Source organism: Undibacterium sp. JH2W (assembly GCF_049340425.1).
Taxonomy (GTDB): domain Bacteria; phylum Pseudomonadota; class Gammaproteobacteria; order Burkholderiales; family Burkholderiaceae_D; genus Undibacterium.
This window is the reverse complement of sequence record NZ_JBMPOT010000001.1, coordinates 215765-239791: the sequence shown is the minus strand read 5'-3', so window position 1 is coordinate 239791 and position 24027 is coordinate 215765. Positions and strand designations below refer to the sequence as shown.

The 24027-nt window shown below is 51.0% G+C and carries 19 protein-coding genes; 12 read left to right on the top strand and 7 right to left on the bottom strand.

What is annotated here, in order from left to right:
* Positions 1 to 50: 50 nt before the first annotated feature.
* Both ACO0LC_RS01065 and ACO0LC_RS01060 read right to left on the bottom strand, forming a co-directional pair.
* Positions 51 to 410 (bottom strand): type II toxin-antitoxin system PemK/MazF family toxin, encoded by a 360-nt coding sequence (locus ACO0LC_RS01065; RefSeq protein ID WP_422999752.1) that lies wholly within the window; start codon positions 408 to 410, stop codon positions 51 to 53.
* The gene (locus tag ACO0LC_RS01060; RefSeq protein ID WP_422999750.1) at positions 394 to 1419 is read right to left on the bottom strand and encodes an alpha/beta hydrolase fold domain-containing protein; all 1026 of its coding nucleotides are present in this window, start codon (positions 1417 to 1419) and stop codon (positions 394 to 396) included. Before ACO0LC_RS01060 ends, ACO0LC_RS01065 begins: the two co-directional genes overlap by 17 nt.
* 221 nt (positions 1420 to 1640) lie before the next feature.
* On the opposite strand from ACO0LC_RS01060, the gene ACO0LC_RS01055 reads away from it, so the two are divergent.
* Positions 1641 to 2657: an HDOD domain-containing protein gene (locus tag ACO0LC_RS01055; RefSeq protein ID WP_422999748.1), complete on the top strand. Its 1017-nt coding sequence runs from the start codon at positions 1641 to 1643 to the stop codon at positions 2655 to 2657.
* Between the two features lie 167 nt (positions 2658 to 2824).
* On the opposite strand, the gene ACO0LC_RS01050 is transcribed toward ACO0LC_RS01055, so the two are convergent.
* Positions 2825 to 3142, bottom strand: a complete 318-nt coding sequence (locus ACO0LC_RS01050) for a hypothetical protein (RefSeq protein ID WP_422999746.1) — start codon at positions 3140 to 3142, stop codon at positions 2825 to 2827.
* Positions 3143 to 3879: 737 nt separating this feature from the next.
* Here ACO0LC_RS01050 and ACO0LC_RS01045 point away from each other — a divergent pair.
* Positions 3880 to 5418 (top strand): DUF4080 domain-containing protein, encoded by a 1539-nt coding sequence (locus ACO0LC_RS01045; protein ID WP_422999744.1) that lies wholly within the window; start codon positions 3880 to 3882, stop codon positions 5416 to 5418.
* An 18-nt stretch (positions 5419 to 5436) separates the two neighbouring features.
* Here ACO0LC_RS01045 and ACO0LC_RS01040 read toward each other — a convergent pair whose 3' ends face one another.
* The 4 genes from ACO0LC_RS01040 to ACO0LC_RS01025 all read right to left on the bottom strand — a co-directional run bounded on the left by ACO0LC_RS01040 (position 5437) and on the right by ACO0LC_RS01025 (position 8789).
* A complete protein-coding gene (locus ACO0LC_RS01040) occupies positions 5437 to 6276 on the bottom strand; it encodes a substrate-binding periplasmic protein (protein ID WP_422999742.1) in 840 nt (279 codons plus the stop codon).
* 28 nt (positions 6277 to 6304) lie between these two features.
* Positions 6305 to 6619: a metal-sensitive transcriptional regulator gene (locus ACO0LC_RS01035; protein ID WP_422999740.1), complete on the bottom strand. Its 315-nt coding sequence runs from the start codon at positions 6617 to 6619 to the stop codon at positions 6305 to 6307.
* A gap of 62 nt (positions 6620 to 6681) precedes the next feature.
* Complete coding sequence (locus tag ACO0LC_RS01030; protein ID WP_422999738.1) at positions 6682 to 8115, bottom strand: sensor histidine kinase; 1434 nt, start codon at positions 8113 to 8115, stop codon at positions 6682 to 6684.
* Complete coding sequence (locus ACO0LC_RS01025; RefSeq protein WP_422999736.1) at positions 8115 to 8789, bottom strand: response regulator; 675 nt, start codon at positions 8787 to 8789, stop codon at positions 8115 to 8117. Before ACO0LC_RS01025 ends, ACO0LC_RS01030 begins: the two co-directional genes overlap by 1 nt.
* 199 nt (positions 8790 to 8988) lie before the next feature.
* On the opposite strand from ACO0LC_RS01025, the gene ACO0LC_RS01020 reads away from it, so the two are divergent.
* From ACO0LC_RS01020 to ACO0LC_RS00975, 10 genes are all read left to right on the top strand, one after another.
* Positions 8989 to 10911, top strand: coding sequence for a methyl-accepting chemotaxis protein (locus ACO0LC_RS01020; protein ID WP_422999734.1), 1923 nt, complete (start codon positions 8989 to 8991; stop codon positions 10909 to 10911).
* Positions 10912 to 11488: 577 nt separating this feature from the next.
* Entirely contained in the window at positions 11489 to 12604 is a 1116-nt protein-coding gene (locus ACO0LC_RS01015; protein ID WP_422999732.1) for an ABC transporter substrate-binding protein, read from the top strand.
* 120 nt (positions 12605 to 12724) lie between these two features.
* On the top strand, positions 12725 to 13708 hold the full coding sequence (locus ACO0LC_RS01010) for a Bug family tripartite tricarboxylate transporter substrate binding protein (protein WP_422999730.1): 984 nt from the start codon (positions 12725 to 12727) through the stop codon (positions 13706 to 13708).
* A gap of 95 nt (positions 13709 to 13803) precedes the next feature.
* The gene (locus tag ACO0LC_RS01005; protein ID WP_423000193.1) at positions 13804 to 14880 is read left to right on the top strand and encodes an ABC transporter substrate-binding protein; all 1077 of its coding nucleotides are present in this window, start codon (positions 13804 to 13806) and stop codon (positions 14878 to 14880) included.
* A gap of 108 nt (positions 14881 to 14988) precedes the next feature.
* Positions 14989 to 16767 carry an ABC transporter permease gene (locus ACO0LC_RS01000; RefSeq protein ID WP_422999728.1) on the top strand — a complete coding sequence of 593 codons (1779 nt, stop codon included), beginning with the start codon at positions 14989 to 14991 and terminating at the stop codon, positions 16765 to 16767.
* A gap of 81 nt (positions 16768 to 16848) precedes the next feature.
* Positions 16849 to 17913, top strand: coding sequence for an ABC transporter ATP-binding protein (locus ACO0LC_RS00995; RefSeq protein ID WP_422999726.1), 1065 nt, complete (start codon positions 16849 to 16851; stop codon positions 17911 to 17913).
* Positions 17914 to 18097: 184 nt separating this feature from the next.
* Positions 18098 to 21811: a two-component regulator propeller domain-containing protein gene (locus tag ACO0LC_RS00990; protein ID WP_422999724.1), complete on the top strand. Its 3714-nt coding sequence runs from the start codon at positions 18098 to 18100 to the stop codon at positions 21809 to 21811.
* Positions 21812 to 21962: 151 nt separating this feature from the next.
* Positions 21963 to 22361, top strand: coding sequence for a hypothetical protein (locus ACO0LC_RS00985; protein ID WP_422999722.1), 399 nt, complete (start codon positions 21963 to 21965; stop codon positions 22359 to 22361).
* 43 nt (positions 22362 to 22404) lie between these two features.
* Entirely contained in the window at positions 22405 to 23349 is a 945-nt protein-coding gene (gene dapA / locus ACO0LC_RS00980) for a 4-hydroxy-tetrahydrodipicolinate synthase (protein ID WP_422999720.1), read from the top strand.
* A 17-nt stretch (positions 23350 to 23366) separates the two neighbouring features.
* Entirely contained in the window at positions 23367 to 24014 is a 648-nt protein-coding gene (locus ACO0LC_RS00975) for a hypothetical protein (protein WP_422999718.1), read from the top strand.
* Positions 24015 to 24027: the final 13 nt, after the last annotated feature.

Genomic DNA, 24027 nt, shown 5'->3' with positions numbered 1-24027 from the left:
TCGTTGATTCAAACTCCAGACATGTTTGACGATTTTTCAGGCTATATCCGTTAGCTAAAAAAAGCCCTTTGCTGAAATCTCATTCCCGCCAAGATCTGTTCGACTCTGTCTTGATTTAGTCGCCCAATGTAATCGCCAAGCTGGCTTTTCTCTATCGACGACACCTGAGAAACCACGACCACACTTTGCTTGCTCAGACTACCCTCACCCAAGTCCAGCATGACATTACCCGGCTCGGTGACCCGCTTGAGATTGCTGGTGAGGGCGCAGATGACGACGGTCGCTATGCGCGAATGATTGAAGACATCATCCTGTACAACAACATGCGGATGGGCCAGGGCAGCAATATTGCCACGTTCTTCATCAGGGCAGGCCCAGTAAATCTCCCCGCGGTTAATCATGGGCTGCATGCAGCACCGTATCGAACTGCTTCAAGAATTGATCCACTGCCACCGTATAGGCATTATCCAGGCCCAGGTTTTTATTGATGTCGGCATGGCTAAGGCTTTGCGGCAGCAAGACAGCCTGCATGCCCAGGGACTTGGCTTTATCAACGAAAGCACCTGCCTGGGCACAGGGCTTGTCTGGCCGTATGCTGGAGCAGACAGCCAGGAAAGGTGCAGCACTCTTTTGCAATTGCAGGCTGGGTGAAGTGGCTTGCCAATAGGCAGGGTCGGTACCAAAGGCTTCATCATAAAAACGGTAATGTTTTTGCTCCATGATCTTGCTGATATCGTAGGCTGCACTATCGAGTGAGATCGTTGCCAGCCAAGCAGAAGCACCGGCTTTGCTGGCGATAGATGGTGAGCTGGCCAGCAGCGACACCAGGTGAGCACCGGCAGAATGCCCCATGAGGATGAAGCGATTGCGCGAGCCACCCCATTCTGCCGCCCTGGTTTGCGCTGCCGCCAGGGCCTTGGCCACATCATCTGCCTGCTCCAGTGGTTTGATTTCTGGCAGCATGCGGTAATTGATGGAGATGAAGATATAGCCCTTGGGCAGCCAGTGTGCCAGCTTGTTTTCAACCACGCCACGGGCTGTCTTGCTGCCTATCTTCCAGGCACCGCCATGCACCATGAAGATCACCGGCATGTGTTTCTGGCTGGCCACATTGGTGGGCAGGTAAACATCCATGGTCTGGCGCTGGTCGCTTCCATAAGAGATATCACGCAAGACTTTGGTGCCGGCAGGCAGGCCCTGGGGCGCCAGGTCTGCAGATTCCGGCTCAGTCATTTCATTTTTTTCCGCCGCCTGCTCAGCCCTTTGCTCTTTTCTTTCCTGGCGTCTCTCCATGAGCTTGTCACGCAGTACACCTGCGCTGGCTGGGGCAAGTGGCAATGCCAGGCCTAAAATCAGGGACAGCACCAGTACCGACAAGGCAGGACGGGTATTAATAGCAAGAGGGGCTAATTCAGGCATCATGTACTCCGGTGTGAAATGGCAAGGCTTTACGGCAGGGCTTTATTCTAGTTAATTTACGCAAGATTTGTTACTCCTGCCCACAAACTAGCAACACTAGCCGTGGCAGGTATGCAAAGCAACCTCAGTTTGTGCGAATATAGCAGGCATCGCCAGTTTGGAGCGCCTCCTATGTTGCTGCCCTGCCTTCTGCCACTCTGCCGCTGCCAGCCGGAGGCAAGGTGCTAGGCTATTTGCGCAACTTGTTCAGACGTCTCATCAGGGGGCGGGCCTATGACGACGATGCACTGCAAGCAGTAACCGTCTTCAGCGAACCGGAAGATATCGTCGCGGAGGAGGGGGCCTGGCAAGCTGCGTTTGATGTCGATTCACGTTTTTATCCATGGTTGCTGGGAGTGCATGGCAAACAAATACAACATGGTGCTGAAAAACCCTTGCTGATCGCACTGGACCGCCTGGTGCGGGCTGATTTCAGCAATACCCGCCACATACCGCGTGTGCCCAGCGTGCTGCCGCAATTATTGAAAAGCTTGCGCAATGAAAATGTCTCTGTCGATGAGCTGGCCAACCATATTTCCAGAGATGTGACTTTGTTGGCCGAGATCATCAGTGAAGTCAATAGTTCTTACTATAGCCCGGCAGACAAGATCAGCAATCTGGACAATGCCATACGCTTGCTGGGTATCAATGGCTTGCGCCTGCTGGTGGCACGCACGGCTTTCCGGCCCTTGATACAGCTGCAGTCGGGGCGTATCACCAGCGTGGTGGCCCCTGTGATCTGGGAACAGTCAGAAAAATGCGCACAGGCTTGCCGCTTGCTGGCGCAAGAGCGGGGCCTTGATGGTTTCCACGCCTATCTGGCGGGCCTCTTGCAAAACATCGGTCTGATCATCGCTTTTCGCAGCCTCGATCAAATCATGCTGGCGCCTGTCATGCCACTGGCAACCGAATTTCGCCTGCGCTTTTTGCACATGGCGCATATTCTGTCTTATCGCATTGCCAAAGAATGGGATTTCCCCGATGCCGTCATGCAAGCCTTGAAAGCCCAGGTCAGCCACGAAGGCGAGTTGCAGGATCTGGGGCTGGTACTCAAACAGGCGAGTGATATCAGCAAAATCAGATTGCTGGTGAACGCTGGCGTCATCAGCAAAGATGATGATGAATTATGCCTGGCGACAGACGCAGAAATGCAGCACTGTTTTACAGCACTGCATTTGCAAGCAAAGGATGAAGCTTAAAATTTCCTGCGTCCATTTTCAAAACAAAAACTTCCGTCAATATTGTCGAAAGCAGTGTCGAAAATCTTTGTTTTAAAAACGGGCGCTCGTCAAGCAAAAGTCCTTTTGCACTTGCCAGCATCCCTTGTGGTTTTGGCGATTGCTATCGCACAAGAAACACATGCTCATCAGCCTTGTTTGCGGGATGCAGCTTTTTCTGCCAGTTGCTGACGCTCAAACTGATCTTCTTTATCCATCGTCAGTTTCTCTTCAGCGGTCAATCTTTTTGCGCTGATCAAGACAGTTTGTGTGATGTCCTGAGCTGCATCAAATGCCAGTTTTTGTTCTTCGGTCATACGTTTGGCAGAGATGGTCACGCTGGCGATATTCATACTGGCTTCGGCATTGCCCTGAGTGAAAGCAGCAGTAATTGCCAGTGCGCCAGTCAGCAATGCTGTAGACAAGATCAGACCAGTTTTGAATGTGTTGTTGATGGTGTTTTTCATTTCGTTTTCCTCTTTGTGGTTGGTTGATGTGTGTACTGTAGAACTTGCGCTGTCAATCTGCGAGGGCTATGCGACGAAATGCAGGAAACTGAGATCGAAGTGTCAAAAACACTTCTTCAACGATTTCTGAGACAGATAATCCGGCAAGAAAAAAGTGAGTGAAGGACGATAAGCCAAAGCGCCAGAGTGAAAAGAGTAGTGGCAAAAATTTAGGCTGGCGCAACAGGGGGAAACACAGAGAATTTGTCGGTGAAATAAGCAGCAGGCAAGGCACAACGGGATTATTACATTCATGTGAATTAGAAATGTGACGCAATAATGACATTCACAATTCATATATCAGACATCTAAACATGTCATTGGATTAGCAAGTTGCCTTCTCGTATCATGATCTTGTTTTTAATCAACCAAGGAAATAAACATGATCACCGTTATCGTTTTTGCTCAAATTCTGGCAACTATCGTTATGCTGACTGCTGCGCTGACAGACTGATTGTTATTGCACCAGTTTTCATCCGTTTCACTGATTAGTTATTGTTGTTATCGTTGTAGTGCTTGTTGAACTTGTAATTCTTATTGTCATTATTGTCTCAGGCATGTTCATGCCAGTTTAGTAAGTTTCACTACCAGCATATGCGCGACCAAGCGGTGTCGCGCAGAGGCGAACCGGATTCATGGCAGGCTGCCTGCACTAGAGGCGTACAATAGCGGTTTTAGCTGCTCCCGCCTCTTGTGCCATGAACATCCTGCTAACCACCCTGAATGCCCGTTATTCCCATGCTTCTCTGGGATTACGCTATTTGCTTGCAAACATGGGCGAATTGCAGCCTGTCACCCAGATACAGGAATTTGTCATCGGTGCACGCAGTACCGACATCGTCGAAAAAATCCTGGCCTTACGCAAAGCCGACGAAAAATTCATCGTCGGCTTTGGTGTCTATATCTGGAATGTCGTGGAAACCACGCAAATCGTCGCCGTCTTAAAACGTGTTGCCCCCGAGGTGGTGGTGGTACTAGGTGGCCCCGAGGTGTCGCATGAAACTGCCGACCAGGAAATCATACGCCTGGCCGATTATGTGATTACCGGTTGGGGTGACGTCAGCTTTGCCAGCCTGTGCCAGCAAATCCTGCAAGGCCCACAACCACTGATGAAGGTGCATGCAGGCGTGCAGGCAGCCATGGCTGACATACAGTTACCTTATCACCTGTATAGCGACCAGGATATCCGTCATCGCACCCTGTATGTAGAAGCTTCACGTGGCTGCCCTTTCAAGTGTGAATTCTGCTTGTCTGCACTCGACAAAACAGCCTGGCCTTTTGATATAGACCTGTTCCTGCAAGAGATGGAAGGCCTGTACCAGCGTGGTGCGCGCCTGTTCAAGTTTGTTGACCGCACCTTCAACCTGAATATCAAAACCAGTTTGAAGATCATGCAATTCTTCCTCGATAAACTGGAAGCAGCACCGCATGATCCTGTGTATGCGCATTTTGAAGTGGTGCCAGATCATTTGCCGGATGCCTTGAAAGAGGGCATACAAAAATTCCCTGAAGGCAGCCTGCAATTCGAGATAGGCATACAAAGCTTTAATCCGGAAGTACAAGCCCTGATCAGCCGCAAGCAAAATAATGAAAAGGCTGCCGAGAATATACGCTGGTTATGTGAGCATTCACATGCCCACTTGCATGTAGATTTGATTGCCGGTTTGCCGGGCGAAACCATGGAGAGTTTTGCCCAGGGTTTTAACAGGCTGGTGGCGCTGGGCCCGCATGAAATCCAGTTCGGCATCCTGAAGCGCCTGCGCGGCACACCTATCATCCGTCATACCGCCGCCTATCAATTGGCCTTTGATCCGCAACCGCCTTACACCATCCTGGCCAACAAGGATATCGCCTTTGCTGACATGCAAAGACTGATACGCTTTGCCCGCTATTGGGACATGATCGCCAATTCGGGACGTTTTTCCCACAGCCTGCCCTTGATACTGGCAGACACTGCGTTCGAGAATTTCATGGCCTTGTCTGACTGGCTGTTTGCCAATACCGATGCAACCCATCGCATTGCCCTCGACAAGCTGGCAGCCCTGGTCAACAAATGGCTGCTGGAAGTCCACGGTACGGCAGCAGAAGCGATACAGCTGGCCATGTCGAGTGACTATGCTGGCCAGGCCATGCACAAGCAGGGTAACAAGGCTGATCCATCAGCGCCACAAAGGCAGACCAGGAAAGAAGCAGCAAAGGCTGTACCGCAAAGGCAGGCACGCCATATGGCAGCATAAGCGGGGAATACGAGAGACTTACTTATCGCTGATGAGTATGCGGCTAATCTCACCGGATTTTCTCCCGGCCAGGATAGCCGCATTGAGCTTGCGTATCCATTCTTCATACTGGGCACCAACGGCAGCGAAATGCAATTCATCAACCAGCATGGGTTTGGGTAACACCTTGAAGCCCTGTTCCACAGCTTTATCCGTCGTGCTGGATTCTTTGCGCAAGATGCGCAGCAGTAATTGCTCGACCTCGTCGGCCTGGGCACGGCGGTCACCAAAAATCATCACATCCATTCTTTTATTGATGAGTTTTTTCAGGCGTGCACCGTGTGAACCTACATCTTCTTCCACCTGGAACAAAACATTGCGCTGACTATCAAATTCATCGCCATAACTGGTGCCACGGATAACACCGACAGTCTTGCCTTTCAAGTCCAGCATGCTGTTATAAGTGAAGGTGGCATCACTGCGTGTGACCAGCCAGACATAATTGGCGTAAATGGCTTCGGAAAACTGGTAAGTTTGCAGGCGCTCACGGTTTTTTGACAGGCCAAAAACAATGCCTTCACCCGTCCTGGCATTGATCAATAAACGTGTCCAGGGATAACGGCGAATTTCAAATTTAATTTGCAGTTGATGCTCAAAATAATTCAGGAGCTGGCGGATTTCATCGCGTATGGGCACGATCTCACCGGCTTCATTGCGCAATTCACGTATCAGTAAAACCAGCTTCTCTTGTTTTGCAGGCTCATTTGCTTTGATTGGCGTAGAGACGAAGCAAGCAAGGATAAAAACAAGCAACAGCCATACCGGTAGCCAATATCTGCAAGCGGGTTCTGGGCGATCTGGCTGGGCAAAGGCAGGCATAGGTGATTACTTCTTTGTCAGCTGTGCTTCAGGCAAATTTTTCCAGTAAAGTAGCCAGTCGCCTGGTACTGGCGATGGCTTCTTCTGTAGTCTCTGCTTTTTCTGCATGGGTGACAACTGCACTGGTCAGCAAAGTCACGAAAGAACGATCCAGCGCCTTGCGTGCTGCCGACATCTGTTGTGCTACTGCCTCACAATCAGCAGGCACGGCCGCCTTGGCGATGAGTTTTTGTACGCCGCGCAATTGCCCCTCGACCCTGGCCAAACGGTGCAGCAAGTCTTTTTTCTGCTGCTCGTTCAAAGCCGTACCCTGAATTATTTTTAGTGGGGGAGTATCCGCCATGAAAGTGCTCCTTTGCTATGGTGATGATGAATCTGATACTACTACTGAGTATCCTACACTAGTCAGCTCAAGAGGGGGAAATGGATTTGCACACGTAAGCCTGGCAATTCTGCATGGCTCTTTTCTTCCAGGCTGGCATCTGCCAGATTGATGTCACCGCCATGCAGCTTGACGATATCATGCACTATGCATAAACCCAGTCCGGTACCACCCGGATTGATCGCTGAACTGGCAGCGGCGCGGTAAAAAGGTTCAAACACTTTTTCACGTTCGGCCTCGGCGATGCCAGGACCCGTGTCCTGAATATCGATGTGCGCCTGCCCATCGCCCAAATACAGCTGCAGGAGTATGCGCCCGCCTTCTGGCGTATAGCGTATGGCATTGTCGAGCAAGTTGCTGAGCATTTCATGCAATAACAAGGTGTTGCCACGATAAGGAATGGCCTCATCCGCTTCCAGCGCCAAGTCTATTTGCTTGCGCACGGCAGGCATGGCGAGTTCCAGGCAGACCTCTTGCGCCAGCTGGTTCAGCAAGATATCTTCCAGCTCGGCCACTACCGCACCATGCCCGGTACGTGCCAGTGTCAGCAAGCGGTTCGCCAGATGGACCGTGGCATCGGTGGTCTGGGCGATGCTGGCAACAATCTGCCGCATGGCCACCACATCATTTTCGCGCAGCGCCAGTTCGGCCTGGGTTTTCAAGACTGTCAGGGGAGTGCGTAACTGGTGCGAGGCGTCGGCGATGAAACGCTTTTGCCCATTGATCAGCGTCTGCAGCCGCGCCATATAGGCATTCATGGCATTCACCAGCGGGCGAATTTCCTTATGCACGAGATTGACATCGAAGTCAGACAAATCAGTAGGCTCGCGCGCTTCTACATCGGCACGCAATTGCATGATGGGGGCCAGCACGAAGCGCAAAGCCACCCAGACCATGAGTGCCACTGCCAGCACCAGGGCAGCCTGGCGCAACAGGGTGTCGATGAGGATCTTGCGTGACAGGCCGCGCCGTGCATCCAGGGTTTCGCCGACTTCTATCAGGGCGATGCCACGCATCTGGTCGTCATACACGGGTTGGTGCAGGGCAGCGATACGCACCGCCTGGTCCTGATAATCAGCATGAAAAAAATGTACCAGGGCAGGGTAGATTTCTGAGCGCGGTACATTTTTGGGCAAATCAGGCAAGTCTTCATAGCCCGACACAAATTCACCATTGACGCCAGTGACCTTGTAATACAAACGCCCCAGGGTATCTGTTTCAAAACTGTCTAGTGCCACATAAGGTACATTGGCGACCACCTTGCCATCGACGATTTGCACCCTTTCTGCCAGCGCCCTTGCAGAAGCCAGCAGCGAGCGATCATATGCCAGGTCCGCTGCATCAAGCGCATTGCGATACACAGAAAAAGCATTCAGGGCTACCAGCAAGACCAGGGGTATCAATAACCAGCGCAGGAACTGCCCGCGCAAACTCCCGAGTCGGTAAGGCCTGCTCATCAACGTGCTTCCAGCAGATAGCCTATGCCACGCAGGGTAACGATGACGACCTTGCCTGTGCTGACGGTATCGAGTTTTTTGCGCAAGCGGTGGATGTAGATTTCTATGGCATCGAGGTTGGCATCATCATCGAGGGCAAACACTTCATCAAACAGCTTGTCCTTGGACACTGCCTGGCCGGGGCGGCTGATGAGGGCTTCCAGCACGGCATATTCACGCGGGGTCAGCGACAGTGGCTGGCCGTCATAATGAAACTGCCGTATCACGGTATCAAAGCTCAGTGCTCCACAAGTCAGGGTCACGGCTTCATTACCCTGGGCGCGACGCAACAGGGCTTTGACACGCGCTTCCAGTTCAGCCAGCTCAAACGGTTTGGGCAGGTAATCATCGGCACCGGAATTCAAGCCCTGCACCCTGTCATTCAAGCCACCGCGGGCCGTCAGGATCAGCACAGGCGTCTTGCTACCCCGCGCACGCATGCGTTTCAGCACATCCATGCCGTCCATCTTCGGTAAGCTCAGGTCGAGGATGACCAGGGCATATTCCTGCGTATGCAAGAGCGCATCGGCATCCGCCCCGTTCATGGCAGTTTCCACGGTCAGATGCGCATCACGCAAGGCCTTGGCCAGCCAGTGGGATAACTCGATATGATCTTCAACTAATAGTATGCGCATACACAGCCTGTTCACTCCAGATACCCACTAGGCTACCAGCCAGATTCAAAAGCGTCACTATTTCTGTAACTATTTCTGACAAGAAAACCGGGCAGATTTCAATAAACGCATCGCAATCCTGCCGGGCTTGACCTAAGATAAATTTATAAACTTTATGTCCAACAAGAAAATCTTATGGATTCAATAACAGGAGGCAGGAATGAAATCGATATTAACAAAGTTGCTACTATGGCAAAAATTTGTACTATTGAGTGTAATAGCCTTGATTTTGACTGCTATACCTACGGCTCTGTATTATCTGGAATCCTCCAAAAACCTGGATGCTGCGCTGGCTGAAAAACAAGGCTTGCCGGCCATGACCCTGATACTCAAAACTGTGCAACTGACGCAACAGCACCGGGCATTGTCTGCCCTGGTACTAGGTGGTGTCAGTAGCGAAAAAGATAAACGGGAAAGCAAGCAAAAAGAAGCCGATACCTCGTATGCTGGCATGGCTGCCATAGTCAAAAGCATTAACGACAAAGCCATCACCGAGGCCTGGAACAAGGCTGAACAAGACTGGGTTATCCTGCGTGAGCAGGTTTCCAAAGCTAGTATCAGCGTGCCCGACAGCTATAAAGCCCACAGTGCACTGATGCCCAAATTACTGCTGGTGAATGATCTCATCGGTGATTATTACGGTCTCAGCCTGGACCCGAATATAGACAGTTATCAATTGATACAGGCGATGTACTATATCCAGCCCTATCTGACTGAAGAACTGGGGCGCATGCGTGCCAAAGGGGCTGGGCTGCTGACAAAAAAAGAAGCCACAATAGAGGACAAGATGGTGGTCTCTGACCTGATTTCCAGATCAAATGACCGCACCCAGCAAATGAATAACTCCTTCAACAAGGCTGTTCTCAGCAATCCCGATATAGAGAAAAAACTCGGTGCCGTCATGAAAGAAGCAACCGGGCAAGCCACAGGTGCGATGAAGCTGGCAACGGAAAAAATTGCCAAGGCCGAGTCTCTGGAATTTTCATCGGTGGAATATGTACAGGTGACGACCCGTGCAATTGATGCCCAATTCCAGCTCAATGCAGATGCCAGCAAGGAATTGCACAATATACTCGATCAACGCATCAGCGATTTTTATCAGCTCAGATGGACCATGATCATCTCTATGCTGGTAATGATCTGCGCAGCTGGCCTGTTTGCCAGGGCTATTGCGCGCTCAGTCAGCGTGCCACTGGAACAAGCCATCGTGGTAGCCCAGCATATCGCCAGTGGGGACTTGCGTTTTCCAGCCGATGCCTGTGGCGGCAATGAAACCGGGCGGCTGTTGCAAGCGCTGGAAGACATGCGCACCAGCCTGATAGGTATAGTCGGTGATGTCAGGGATAGCATAGAGAATATCAACAATGGCACACATGATATTGCCAAGGGCAATGTAGATCTGTCAGCCCGTACCGAGACCCAGGCTTCCAGCCTGGAAGAAACCGCCTCGTCGATGGAACAGATGACGGGCACAGTGAAACAAAATTCCGACAGCGCCAGGCAAGCCAATCAACTCGTCAATGATGCCAGCAAGGTCGCCACCGAAGGAGGTGGCATCGTCGACCAGGTCATCCATACCATGGAAGCCATTAATATCAGTTCCCGCAAAATATCCGAGATTATCGGCGTCATCGATGGCATCGCCTTCCAGACCAATATCCTGGCCCTGAATGCTGCCGTAGAAGCCGCCCGCGCCGGGGAACAAGGCCGTGGCTTTGCCGTAGTCGCCGCCGAAGTCCGCAACCTGGCGCAGCGCAGCGCCACCGCCGCCCGCGAAATCAAGGGCCTGATAGGCAGTAGCGTAGAGCAGGTCGATGCCGGTAATGAACTCGCCAGCCATGCCGGTAAAGCCATGAAAGACATCGTCGCCAGCGTCAAACGCATTACCGATATCATGTCGGAAATCGTCGTCGCCACCGTAGAACAAAGCACAGGCATAGAACAAATCGACCTGGCCATCACCCAGATGGATGAAATGACCCAGCAAAACGCCGCCCTGGTAGAACAGGCGGCAGCAGCTGCCGAAGGCTTGCAGGAACAATCGCAGGCGCTGGTGCAGACGGTGAGTGTGTTTAAGTTGTAACCAGGCGGTACTTTGCAAGTAGCCAAGGGACGCGCAAGTGTCCCTTTTTAACATGTTGAAAAACTGCACATAAGCAAATATGGGTAAAGCTTGTATTGACGTTGCTTTTGAACTTTGCAGTTCCCATGTGTCGACGCCGTTTGTGCGGTACAGAAAATGGAATGAGAAGAGCCGCTGTTTGAGCGTAGCGAGTTTCGGATCTTCCCATTTTTATACTGCACAAACGGGAACCCCGCAGGGGTGGCGACGCCTGGGTCGCCTTCTTTTGCTTCCTTTTCTTGGCGAGACGGAGTGTGTCAAGGAAGTAGCCGCCGGTCTATCACCGGCCTGCAATCGTAAATTACGTATGAAAGTATCTAAAAATATAAATGTAATACGTTGCATGGCATGCTAAGAACGTCGCTGGATTCCTGCCAAAAGCATGCAGGAATGACGTTAACAAGAATGCCCCTTATGCATGCTCATACATTCAAATAGCCAAACATCACAAATCTCCCAGAAGCCCAATCATTGCAAGCAAACTGAAAGCCTCCAGGCCCTATGCTCCCTTACAAAAAAAATTCCGGAGACTACCATCATGAAGCCCTTACGCCTCAGTTTCTTCCTGCTCGCCTGTTTTATCTGCCCTGCCCTCGTCAGCGCAGAGGGTAAGATCGTCATAGGCCAGTCCGTAGAATTATCCGGCCAGGCCACCGGCAAGGAAAACCGCGAAGGTGCACAATTGTATTTTGATGCACTGAACCGCCAGGGCGGCGTCCATGGCAAAAGCATAGAATTCATCAGCTATGACGATAAGCGCGATCCTGTATTGACCAAAGAAAATACCCTGAAGCTCATCAATGTAGACCATGCGATTGCCCTGTTTGGCTACCGTAGCACGCCGACCATAGAAGCCATACTGCCACTGCTGGACCAGCATGCAGTACCGCTGGTTGCACCTTTTTCTGGTGCGCAAAGCCTGCACCAGCCCCTGCATGCCCAGGTGTTCAATCTGCGTGCCAGCTATCAGGATGAGGCAGCCAGGATGGTAGCCTCGCTGGCCGATTTGAAGATCAGCAAGCTGGCCATCCTGCACCAGGATGACAGCTTTGGTAAGGACGGTTTGTATGGCTTTGTCAGAAATCTGGAAAAACGGAGTATGCGTGCTGCTGTCATCGCCAAATATGACAGGAAAGAAATGAAGCTAGATGCTGCTGTTGCCAGTATCGCAGCGACGACTCCACAAGCCGTGCTGATGGCCTGTACACCGGCTGCCTGCGCTGATTTCATCAGGCAAATGCAAAAATTGGGGCAAAGACCGCAATTTTTGATGCTGTCGAATGTCAATTCTGATGATTTCTTCAAATCCCTGGGGGCAGAAGGACGCGGCATAGGCGTCATGCAAGTCATGCCTTACCCACGTGACATAGGCATACCTGTGGTCAAGGAGTTGCAAAAAGCCTTGAAATCAGCCAAAAATCCACCGCCTTTGTCCTATGCTGTACTGGAAGGCTATGTTGCCGCCAAATTAATGACTGAAGCCTTGCGTCGTGCCGGAAATAATCCAGATTCAAAAAAATTGCTACAGGCGCTGGAAAATATGCGCAATGTCGACCTGGGTGGAGTGGAAGTCAGTTATAGCCCCAAGGACCATGATGGCTCGCATTTTGTAGAGTTGACCATCGTTGGTAAAAATGGCGTGATATTGCGGTAAGCTGCTGTTACCTTCTATTGTTGCATTCGATTATTGCATTCATTAGCCCCCATTTTGTGAAAGCGTACTGAAAGATTCAATTCGGTATGATCCATGTAACCCATCAACCATGGTCTTGTCATGCACATCCGGCCCATACATCTGAGTTTATTGCTGAGCAGCCTGCTGGCCTGCTTGCCAGCGGGTGCAGCACTACCTGTGATAGCTGCAGATAAGCCGGCACTGGCCATGTGCATAGTCCCGGCCAAACCAGGTGGTGGCATGGACCTGACTTGCAAGCTGGCGCAAGCGGCTACGGCAAATCAAGCCATGCAAATCAGTTATTTGCCTGGCGGTGTCGGTGCTATCGCCTGGACCACCATCATTTCGCAGAGAAAAGCTGAAGCCAACACCCTGATCGCCTATTCTGGTGGCTCACTGCTGAACCTGGCCGAAGGCAAGTTCGGTAAATCTGATGCCAGCCATGTGCGCTGGGTGGCAGCCATCGGTACCGACTACGGCATGATTGCGGTACGCAAGGACTCCCCCTACAAGAACCTGCGCGAATTAATGGAAGCCATCAAGAGCAGGCCCGCCAATATCGCCATCGGGGCCGGTGGCACCGTCGGTAGCCAGGATTGGCTGAAGATGGCCCAGGTTGGCAAGCAGATAGGCATAGACTCCAAGTCCATGCGCCTGGTGGCCTTTGAAGGAGGGGGTGAGTCTTTCACTGCCTTGCTGGCTGGCCATGTGCAGGCAGTATCCGGCGATGCCTCTGAAGCCAGCCTGCATGCCCGCGATGACAAGATACGTGTGCTGGCAGTCTTGTCTGATGCCCGCCTGCCTGGCCCGCTGGCCCATGTGCCTACCGCGCGTGAACAGGGTTTTGACGTGACCTGGCCCATCATCCGCGGCGTATATATGGGCCCACAGGTCAGCGACAAGGATTATCAGAAATGGGTCACTTACTTCCAGCAAGCCATGACCACCCCAGCCTTTGAGGAGCAAAGAAAAATTCACGGCCTCTTCCCCTTCGCCATGACAGGCAAGGAGCTGACTGATTACATACAAAAAGCCGTCAATAATTACCGGTTGCAGGCAAAAGAATTTGGCATGGTGCGTTAGGCACCTGCCAGCCCCGCATATCTACTAAAGTATCAATTAACAATAAGCAAAACAGGAGAAGACAAATGCAAGCAAAAAATTACTTCGTTAAAAGCATGGCCGCCCTTGCTGTAAGTAGCATGATGATATTGAATGCCCAGGCACAGGTGCCAGCTGGTTATCCAGCCGATTATGGCAAGATCGTCGACGGAGCAAAAAAAGAAGGCAAGCTGGTCATTTATAGCGCCACCGATACCAAGGCTGTGGAACCGCTGATCAAGGATTTTCGCAGCATGTATCCAGATGTGCAGGTTGAATACAACGATATGAATTCCACTGAAGTGTATAACCGCTATATCTCGGAAATGGCAGCCGGTGGCAATAGCGCCGACCTGATGTGGTCATCTGCCATGGATTTGCAAACCAAACTGGTTTCTGATGGCTATGGCCTGGTCTACGCCTCACCAGAAATCAGTGGCATACCACAATGGGCGATCTGGAATAATGCAGCCTATGGCACGACATTTGAACCAGCAGTCTTCGTCTATAACAAGCGTCTGGTGACGGCTGATGAAGTGCCAAAGACCCATGCTGAATTTGCCAAGCTCATCAATAGCAAACTGGATAAATTCAAGAACAAGGTTACGACTTACGATATCGAAAAATCCGGCGTAGGCTTCATGTTCATCACCCAGGATAGCCGTGAAAACAAGGAATTCTGGGATTTGGCAAAAGCCTTCGGCAAAGCCAGCGTGCGCGTGCAATCATCCACCGGCACCATGCTGGAACGCATTTCTTCCGGCGAAAACCTGCTGGGTTACAACATCCTCGGCTCTTATGCCCTGGTGCGCGCTGCCAAGGATCCGTCGATAGGTGTGCAAATCCCTAAAGATTACACTCTGGTCTTGTCACGCGTGATGTTCATCAGCAAGGCCGCCAAGCATCCGAATGCAGCCAAGCTGTGGCTGGACTACACCTTGTCCAAACGCGGACAGACCATGATTGCGAATGAGGCCAGACTGTATGCGATACGTGCTGACGTCAAGGGGGAAACCACGTATTCTGACCTGGCAAAACTGATAGGTATAGGCCTCAAGCCCTTGCCAGTCAACCCCATGTTATTGCAATACCTTGATCAAAACAAACGCCTGGCTTTCCTGAAACAATGGAAAGAAGCCGCAGGCAAAAAATAAGCCTTACAGACTATTGCAATGTCTTTGCATACAACTGACATTGCAAAATGCATTTGGTGGTCTGTTTCTTCCACCGCTACCACAAACTACATTCTTATTGGGCCAAGCATGAGTACCCTGAGTCTACCTCCGCGCAGCCGGTGGTCGCAATTCAACTGGCCGCGTGGCCTGGTTGTGACCCTGACGCTGCTGGCAATATTTACACCACTGTCACTGATTTTATTCCAGAGCTTTTTGAATGCGCCTTTTTTTTCGCCGGTAAAAGAACTGGGCCTGGATTCTTATCGCTTCATCTTTGATGATACTGATTTCCGTCAGGCTTTCTGGAATGGCCTGATCCTGGCTTCTGGCCTGGCTGCTATCGCTGTCCCACTAGGTGGCTTGCTGGCTTTCCTGATGGTACGCACAGATTTGCCAGGCCGTAGCTGGATAGAGCCTATGTTGCTGGTGCCTATCTTTGTTTCGCCCATGGTGATGGGTTTTGGTTATGTGGTATCCATGGGGCCGGTAGGTTTCTATACGCTGTGGGTCAAGCAGTTGACCGGGGTTGAGCCATGGAATATTTATTCCTTCTTCAGCATCGTCCTGATCGCTGGCCTGACACATGTACCACATGTTTATCTGTACTCATCTGCTGCCCTGAAGAGCCTGGGCTCAGACGTGGAAGAAGCAGCACGGGTAGCGGGTGCCTCACCTTTCCAGGTGGCCATGCATGTGTCCCTGCCTATGATCATGCCTGCGCTGGCCTTTGCCGCAGTGCTGGTATTCTTTTTGGGCTTTGAAGTGTTTGGTCTGGTGCTGGTGTTGGGTGACCCGGAAGGGCATCTGGTGTTGGCAACTTATTTGTACAAACTGACCAATAAGCTGGGAACACCGTCTTATCACCTGATGGCAGCTGCCGCTGTCTGCCTGGTGGCAGTGACCATGCCACTGGTGATGGTGCAGCGCTGGTTGCTGAAATCCGCCAATAAATATGTATCGATCAAGGGCAAGGGTTCACGCCAGAAAGCACTGCCACTAGGCAAGTGGAAATGGCTGGCTTTTGCTGTACTGGCAGCCTGGCTGATCTTCACTATCGTGCTGCCATTGTCAGGCATAGTCTTGCGTGCCTTTGTCTCTTACTGGGGTGAGGGTGTCAAGCTGGCTGATGTGATCACGCTGCAGCATTTCAGGGATATCCTGGAACAACCTTCCTTGATGCGCGGTATTTTCAATACCGTGTTGATAGGCATCATAGGTGGTGCGCTGGCGGTGATTTGCTATGCCGGTATTGCACTGGCCATGCATCGCAAGCCAGATGGCATTACCCGTTTGCTGGACTATAGCGTGCTGGTGCCGCGTGCCATTCCTGGCTTGCTGGCCGGCCTGTCTTTCCTATGGGTATTCCTGTTCGTGCCCAGCTGGCTGGAAGGTGGCTTGAAGGGTTTTGATAATGCCTTCTGCATCTGGCTGATAGAAAATGTGATACCGCAATTGCGTGCTTTGCGTTCGACCATCTTCTCGGTTTGGATAGCTTATTCCGTCGTATGGATGGCTTATGGCCTGCGCCTGATCTCTACTGCCTTGCTGCAAGTTGGCCCTGAGCTGGAAGAAGCAGCGCGTGCCGTTGGCGCCAGTCGTGGCCAGGTCACGCGTGATGTCACCCTGCCACTGGTCAAGTTTGGTTTGCTGGGTGCATGGCTGATGGTCTTCCTGATTTTTGAACGTGAATATTCAACTGGCGTGTACTTGCTGTCGCCAGGCACTGAAGTCATAGGTGCCCTGATTGTTTCGCTGTGGGCGGGTGGTTCTGTTGATCTGGTGGCGGCACTGTCCTTCATCAATATCACCCTGGTTGCCATAGGTTTGGGTCTGGCCCTGCGCTTTGGCGTCAAGCTTAATCACTGAGTTAGTCACTAAAGTAATCACTGATGACTTCCGATAAAAAATTTCATTGCATAGCAATACAAAAATATACGAGAGCACACTATGTCTGAATTAAGCGTACAAAATCTGACCCTGGAATACGGTTCCGGTGCCACGGCCAATCCCATCCTAAAAGGGGTGTCGATGAACTTGCAGCGTGGCGAAGTCGTTGCCTTGCTGGGCCCATCCGGTAGCGGCAAGACCACCCTGCTGCGTGCCGTGGCCGGGCTGGAGTCACCCAAGACAGGCACCATACACCTGGGCGAGCGCGCCATGTTTGATGGCAGTAAAGGGCTGGAAGTACCGGCAGAACAGCGCAACCTGGGCCTGGTATTCCAGTCTTATGCCTTGTGGCCACACAAGACGGTATTCGATAACGTCGCCTATGGTTTGAAATTGCGCAAACTGGGCAGTAGCGAAATCAATGACAAGGTCAAGGATGTGCTGGGCCAGCTTGGACTGGGCCATCTGGGCGAACGCTTCCCGCATCAATTATCAGGCGGCCAGCAACAGCGCGTGGCGATAGCGCGGGCGCTGGTGTACAACCCACCTGTCATCCTGCTGGATGAGCCGCTGTCGAATCTGGATGCCAAGCTGCGCGAAGAAGCACGTGCCTTCTTGCGTGAACTAATCGTCAGGCTGAATTTGTCCGCTTTGATGGTGACACATGACCAGGGCGAAGCCATGGCAATCTCTGACCGCATCCTGTTATTGAACAATGGCGTCATAGAACAACAGGGCACGCCGCAAAGTATGTATGAGACACCCAACACACTATTCACCGCCGAATTTATGGGTAGTAATAATAAATTGAAAGGCAAAGTCGTACAGAAGAATGGCGATACTGCCACCATCAGTGTCAATGGTGAACAATTGAAAGCCACGGTGCGCGGCAAGAATGTGGGTGAAGATGTCACCGCCATCATCCGCCTGGAAAAGGTCAAAATTGCTGACAGTCATATCGAGAATGCCATCAAGCTGCCGCTGACCACTTGTATGTACCTTGGTGACCGCTGGGAATGCCTGTTCGGTCATGCAGAAGGTGGCTTGCGCGCCTATTCGCCATTCAAGCTGGATCAGGGGGAATATTATCTGCAACTGGATGCAGACAAGCTCTGGCTGTACTAAGAGAGGCGTATTCAAATCTGAGCGGAACAAATCGAAACCAGCCCACACTGTGCATAACAGTGTGGGTTTTTTGTTTTCCCGGGGAAATAAATAGTCTTTGAAGGCATACTTAGGTATCACCTCTCTTGCCGGGACAGGCATATGCGGTCATCATGCCTTCCTACATCAGACTGACCTAACAAAGATGCCTATTTTTCGCGCCTGGCTGTTGATCATTTCTCTTCTGTTTCTGCCAAGCTGGCATCATGCCAGCGCAGGCACGTCCCTGCGCAGCTTGCAATTCGAACATATCAAGACGAAACAGGGGCTGCAAGCCGGGCCGATTACCGACATTGTGCAAGACGCACAAGGCTATATCTGGATAGCCGGACAACAAGGCTTATCACGCTTTGATGGGTATAAATTCAGCATATACAAGAACCAGGCAGATGACCCTTACAGTCTTGACGATAACTGGATACGCAGCCTGCATGTGGATAAAATTGGACGCTTATGGATAGGCAGCAATCGCGGTGGTTTACATCTGTACGACCGTAAAAAAAATAATTTCAGACGCTATAACTCCCCGGAAGCTGGCAATGGCAATAATGCCAATAATTCCCTGCGCGCCATCATCAGCGATGGCGAAGGCGGGCTTTGGCTGGCCAGCAGAAATGGCCTCAAGCACTTCAATCCCGAGCGACAAGAATTCAAGGTCTTCCAGCATGATGCTGGCAAAGTGGATTCCTTGGTAGATGACAAACTCACTTCGCTGGCAATGGACGCAAGTCAACATCTGTGGATAGGTACGACCCAGGGCCTGGACAGAAAGAAATATGGCAGCAGTCAATTTGAACACTTTCAAATTTCCACAGCGGCCTCACAGCAAACCATACGTAGCCTGCTGATAGACAGCAAGCAACGCTTATGGATAGGCACCAATGATTCACTCGAATTGTGGACACAGATACAAGGCCTGCCGCAACGCCGACGATTTGGCAATGATGAACATTGGCTGGAAGGTGTGACTCTTAAAATTTGCGAAGACAGAGACTCAGGTATCTGGCTGGGTATGGCAGACAAGGGCTTGCTACAGTGGAACGAAGTCAGTCAAAAGTTCAGTGCTTTTCAGCATCAGGCTGGCATACCTGAGAGCCTGTCTGATAACCAGATCGAAGCGCTGCATCAGGACAGGAGTGGCTCGCTATGGATAGGCACCTGGTCAGGTGGTATCAACCGGGTTGACCTGGCCAGTGGCGGCTTTAATAATTTTGCTTACCGGCCTCCTGGCGTGGGTATAGAAGCTGACAGCAAGGTATCGAAGATTGTCTCTGAAACAGATCAACTCCTGTGGATGAGTACAATGGGTAAGGGAATCAAGCTCTTCGATCCCTACACTGGTAAAGAATTAAGAAATGTAAGACAAAGCAAAGCTGGTGACCAACGTATAGACGACGCCGATATCGTCAACACCATGCACAAGGACGGAAATGGCAAAATCTGGGTAGCAACGCGCGCGGGGCTGGGCCATATAGATCAACAATCGAGCCAGCTGATACTGCGCGCTTACAATAAGAATGAGCCGTCCTTAAAGTCTTCTATCAATGAAATGGATTCAGACAAGGCAAATCACCTCTGGATAGCCAGTATCAACGGCCTGATGCAACTCGATACAAAAACTGACCAACTGCTCGCCTACAAACACCGCTCAGATGATCCTGCCAGTATCTCTAGTGACTATGTTAACTCCCTGCTCATCGGTGACGACGGACAGTTGTGGGCCGCTACCATCAAGGGTTTAAATTTGCTTGATACCCGTACTGGCAAGTTTCGCAGGTTTCAGCACAATGCCGCGGACAGCCACAGCCTGTTACACGACAATGTACTGCATGTTTTCTCTGACAGTAAAAAGCAAATATGGCTGGGTACGGAAGCAGGTCTGAGTAAACTGGATGGCTGGAAAGACCAGCAGGCGCAATTTATCAACTATCCCAGCAAACAACCTGTCAATTGCATATTGGAAGACAGCCAGGGCTTGATATGGATGAGCCAGGAAAATGATATTGCACGTTTCAATCCTGGCAGTGGTGAATTCAAGAACTATACTTATGAAGATGGCTTGGGAGAATTAGGCTACTACCAGAATGCCTGTCACAAGGATAAACAAGGTACCATGTATTTTGGCGGACCTTCCGGACTCATCAGCTTCCAGCCAGAAGATATCCGCGATAATCCCAACGCGCCTCAAGTCTTGTTGACGGATTTAAAAATCTTCAATCAATCTGTCAGTACAGGAAAATTTCCTGAAGGCTTTTCCATGCAGGGACAAATCCAGGATGCAACAGAAATCACACTGAAACATCAGCATGCGATTTTTTCCCTGGAGTTTTCAGCTCTGCATTTTGCTGATACACAAAGAAACCAGTTCGCCTATCAGTTGCAGGGCTTCGACCAGGGCTGGGTCATGACAGATGCCAGCAAGCGTTTTGCCAGCTATACCAATCTGGACCCTGGCACCTATATCTTCAAAGTGAAAGCCGCCAACAAGGATGGTGTCTGGAATGAAACTGGCAGGAGCTTGAAGATCACCGTCTTGCCTCCCTTTTGGCAAACCATCTGGTTCAGACTGGTCCTTGGTTCCTGCCTGTTGGCCATCATCTGGCTTGCCTATTTGTGGCGTGTGCGTACATTGATACAACAAAAACAAGCCCTGGAAGCTGAAGTCAATATCAGAACCACGGAAGTCAGTGCACAAAAAGAAGAGCTGGAAAAAACCAATCAAGCGCTGCTCAGGGTCAATAAACGGCAAGAAGCACAGCAAAGTGAATTGACACGCTTCCTGGCTGTGGCCAGCCATGATTTGCGCCAGCCCATGCATGCACTGAATTTATACCTGGGTGCACTGAGTAATTTTGAATTGCCTGCAACTGTGAGGCCTGTGCTCAATAACCTCAGGCACTGCGCCCGCACCATGGACGACATGTTTGCCAATCTGCTGGATTTATCACGCCTGGACGCGCAGATAGTTGAACCACAATGGCAAGAGTTCGCCATCGCCGAAGTGCTCGGAAGACTGGAAGTGGAATTCATGCCACAAGCGCTGGTAAAGGGCTTGCACTTTCATATTGAACATAGCATGGCCGTAGTCAACTCTGACCCTGCCCTGCTGGAACAAATACTGCGCAACCTGATCGCCAATGCCATACGCTATACCCCTGCCGGGCAAGTGATAATCAATTGCACGGAAATCTGGGATCAACTGCAAATTACTGTGGAAGACAGCGGCATCGGTATTTCCCTGCATGACCAGGAAACCATTTTTGAAGAATTTTTCCAGGTAGAGTCACAGCGCAGCACCAAGGGCATGGGCCTGGGTCTGGCGATAGTGCAAAGGCTGGTCCGTCTTTTGCATATCCCAATACAACTACGCTCACAACCTGGCCAGGGCTCAACTTTTGCAATCAGTTTGCCACTCTCCATGAGTCAGGAAATGAGGGAAAAACAAAGCCGTGGCAAGTCCATCGCAACGGCATCCTTGCTGGAAGCCTTGATCGTCGTCATAGAAGATGATGAAAGCATACTGATGGCCATGCGCGCCTTGCTGGAGCAATGGGATGGCCGTGTCATCACTGCAACTTCAGGGTCACAGGCACTCGCCATGTGCAGTGAAGAAATCAAAATCCCTGACTTGCTGATTTGTGACTACCGCCTGAACCTGAATGAAAACGGCATTGATGTCGTCAGTAACTTACGGGAGGAATTTAATTATCACATCCCCGCCATTTTGATTACCGGCGACATCTCACCACAACTGGCAGAAGATGCCAAAACCGCAGAATTGGTATTGATGCACAAACCCATACAGGCAGAAGTTTTGCATGAAGTCGTGTCGCATATGATAAATGAAGCGAAGCAGTAATTTTCAGCTATCCGGCTCTGGCATCACCATGGATACCTGTATTTCCGGGAGAAAAATTTACATCATGTTTACGATTCCTCCCTATTCTTTTTAGAGTATCTTTACGCGGCGACTGCTAATCTTGTTTTGTGTCAAACAACACGAGATTATGATGAATCAATACCCTGGTCACACATCTGAAAATTATTCAGATGTATTAAAATCATGCAAGCGCGAGAAATTTTTATTTGAAAATCATCGCGAGCGTAAAAGCGCTTATGCCCTGCGCCAGCCACTGGTCACCTATAAAACACCAGCGAAATTAGTACAAGATGATTTCGTCATGCGCATCACGGTAGACTCTGCCAGCATTACTGCATTGCGTCATCTGATACTGAAATCCTGCGGTGACCTGGTTCTCTTCATGCGTGTCAAACCTATAGACCATGCCAGCAAGATGAAAGTCTGGCTATGCCTGAGCAAATCCTCGGTCGATACCATCATCAGCCACATCATGCGCGCCTTGCCGCAAGCTGAATTCGGGAAAATTACACCGCTGATCGCGATCTGATTTTAAGACACGCCGACAACTCCAAATATTTAAAGAGATCACTATGTCTATCTACGAAGGCATCTGGGTTCCGCTCGTCACGCCATTTAAGAATGGCCAACCTGAGCTGGATAAAATACAACAACTGGCCACGCAATTGATCGCTGCAGGTGTACACGGCCTGGTGGTCTGTGGCACTACAGGCGAAGCTGGGACTCTGACAGAGCATGAGCAACAACAGCTGCTTACTGCCGTGCTGGAAGTGACGAAAAATTCCTGTCCTGTGCTGATGGGTATGAGTGGCAGCGACACGCGCTTGCTGGCAGAAAAAGTAGCGTCCTATACCAGTCAGCACCTGTACGGTTTTTTACTCAGCGCCCCCTCTTACCTGCGACCTTCGCAAGAAGGTGTACGCTTGCATTTTGAGACCATTGCCAGAGCGACTGAGAAAGATATCGTCCTGTATAACGTGCCGGCGAGGACAGGGGTGAACATAGACTTGAGCACCGTCATCGCATTGGAAAAACAAAAAAATATCGTCGCCATCAAAGAAAGTAGCGGCAACCTGACGCAAATGATGGGGCTGGTGAATTGCAGTCACCTAAAAGTGTTATGCGGTGACGATGCCATGTTACTCGACACGCTGAGCATGGGTGGCCAAGGCGCGATTTCTGCAGCGGCGCATGTCAGGCCGGATTTGTTTGTGCAATTGTATGAACTCATGCGCACTGAACATTTGCCAGAAGCCCAGGCCTTGTTTGCTGAAATACAGCCACTGATACGCTTATTGTTTTCTGAATCCAATCCTGCCCCTGTCAAGGCAGCACTGGCGATGCAGGGTTTGATACAGGAAGAACTGCGCCTGCCCATGACAGCCATGTCGCTTGCAGGGAAAATCAAACTCGCGCATGAACTGGAGAGACTGGCGGCTTTACCTTTGCCTGTCAAAGCCAGGAGCTTGCCCAGCCCAGTTATCAACAATATCCGCTCGCTGCGCATGGTGCGCTGAGCACACCGAAATTACCTATGATCATCACCATTGCACATGGAGCGGGAGACTGCGCCAAATCCATCGTGGCCGACAATCTCGCTACCTTGCGTACCCAGTCAGGCAGCAAACTTATCTTGCTCGATAACGACGCCCGTCACTCATCCCTGGACTGGAGCCGCGCCCGCCGCCGCACTACTGACTGCACACCAGTCAACGTGCGCAGAGTCAGCGGCAAGGGCATGCAGGCTGAACTGGAAAACCTCGGCTTTCACTATCAGGATATCGTCATTGATGCAGAAGCACGCGACTGCATGGGTAGTCGCAGCGCCTTGCAGGCAGCGCATGTCACGATACTGGTTATCGACCTTGATCAACTGGCACAATTGCAAGAGCATGAGCTGCGCACGCGCATACAGCTTGCACAGGCAGAAAATCCCCGCATGCGCACCCTGGTCGTCATGAGTTGCAGCGATGTCCAGGCTGCCGCCGATAAAGTGAACAGGGTAAAGACTTTTGTCAGCAAGCTCGACGCCGCAGAACTATTTCCCTATCCCTTATTCTGTGGGGGCAGTTTTCATCAAGCTTATCAAGATGGACTGTCAGTCTGTGAATATCCTGCTGCCCATCCCATGACGATCAAGGCCATGCAGGCCTTGTCCAGCAAGGTATTTGCCAGTCACTGAATATATATGTCGC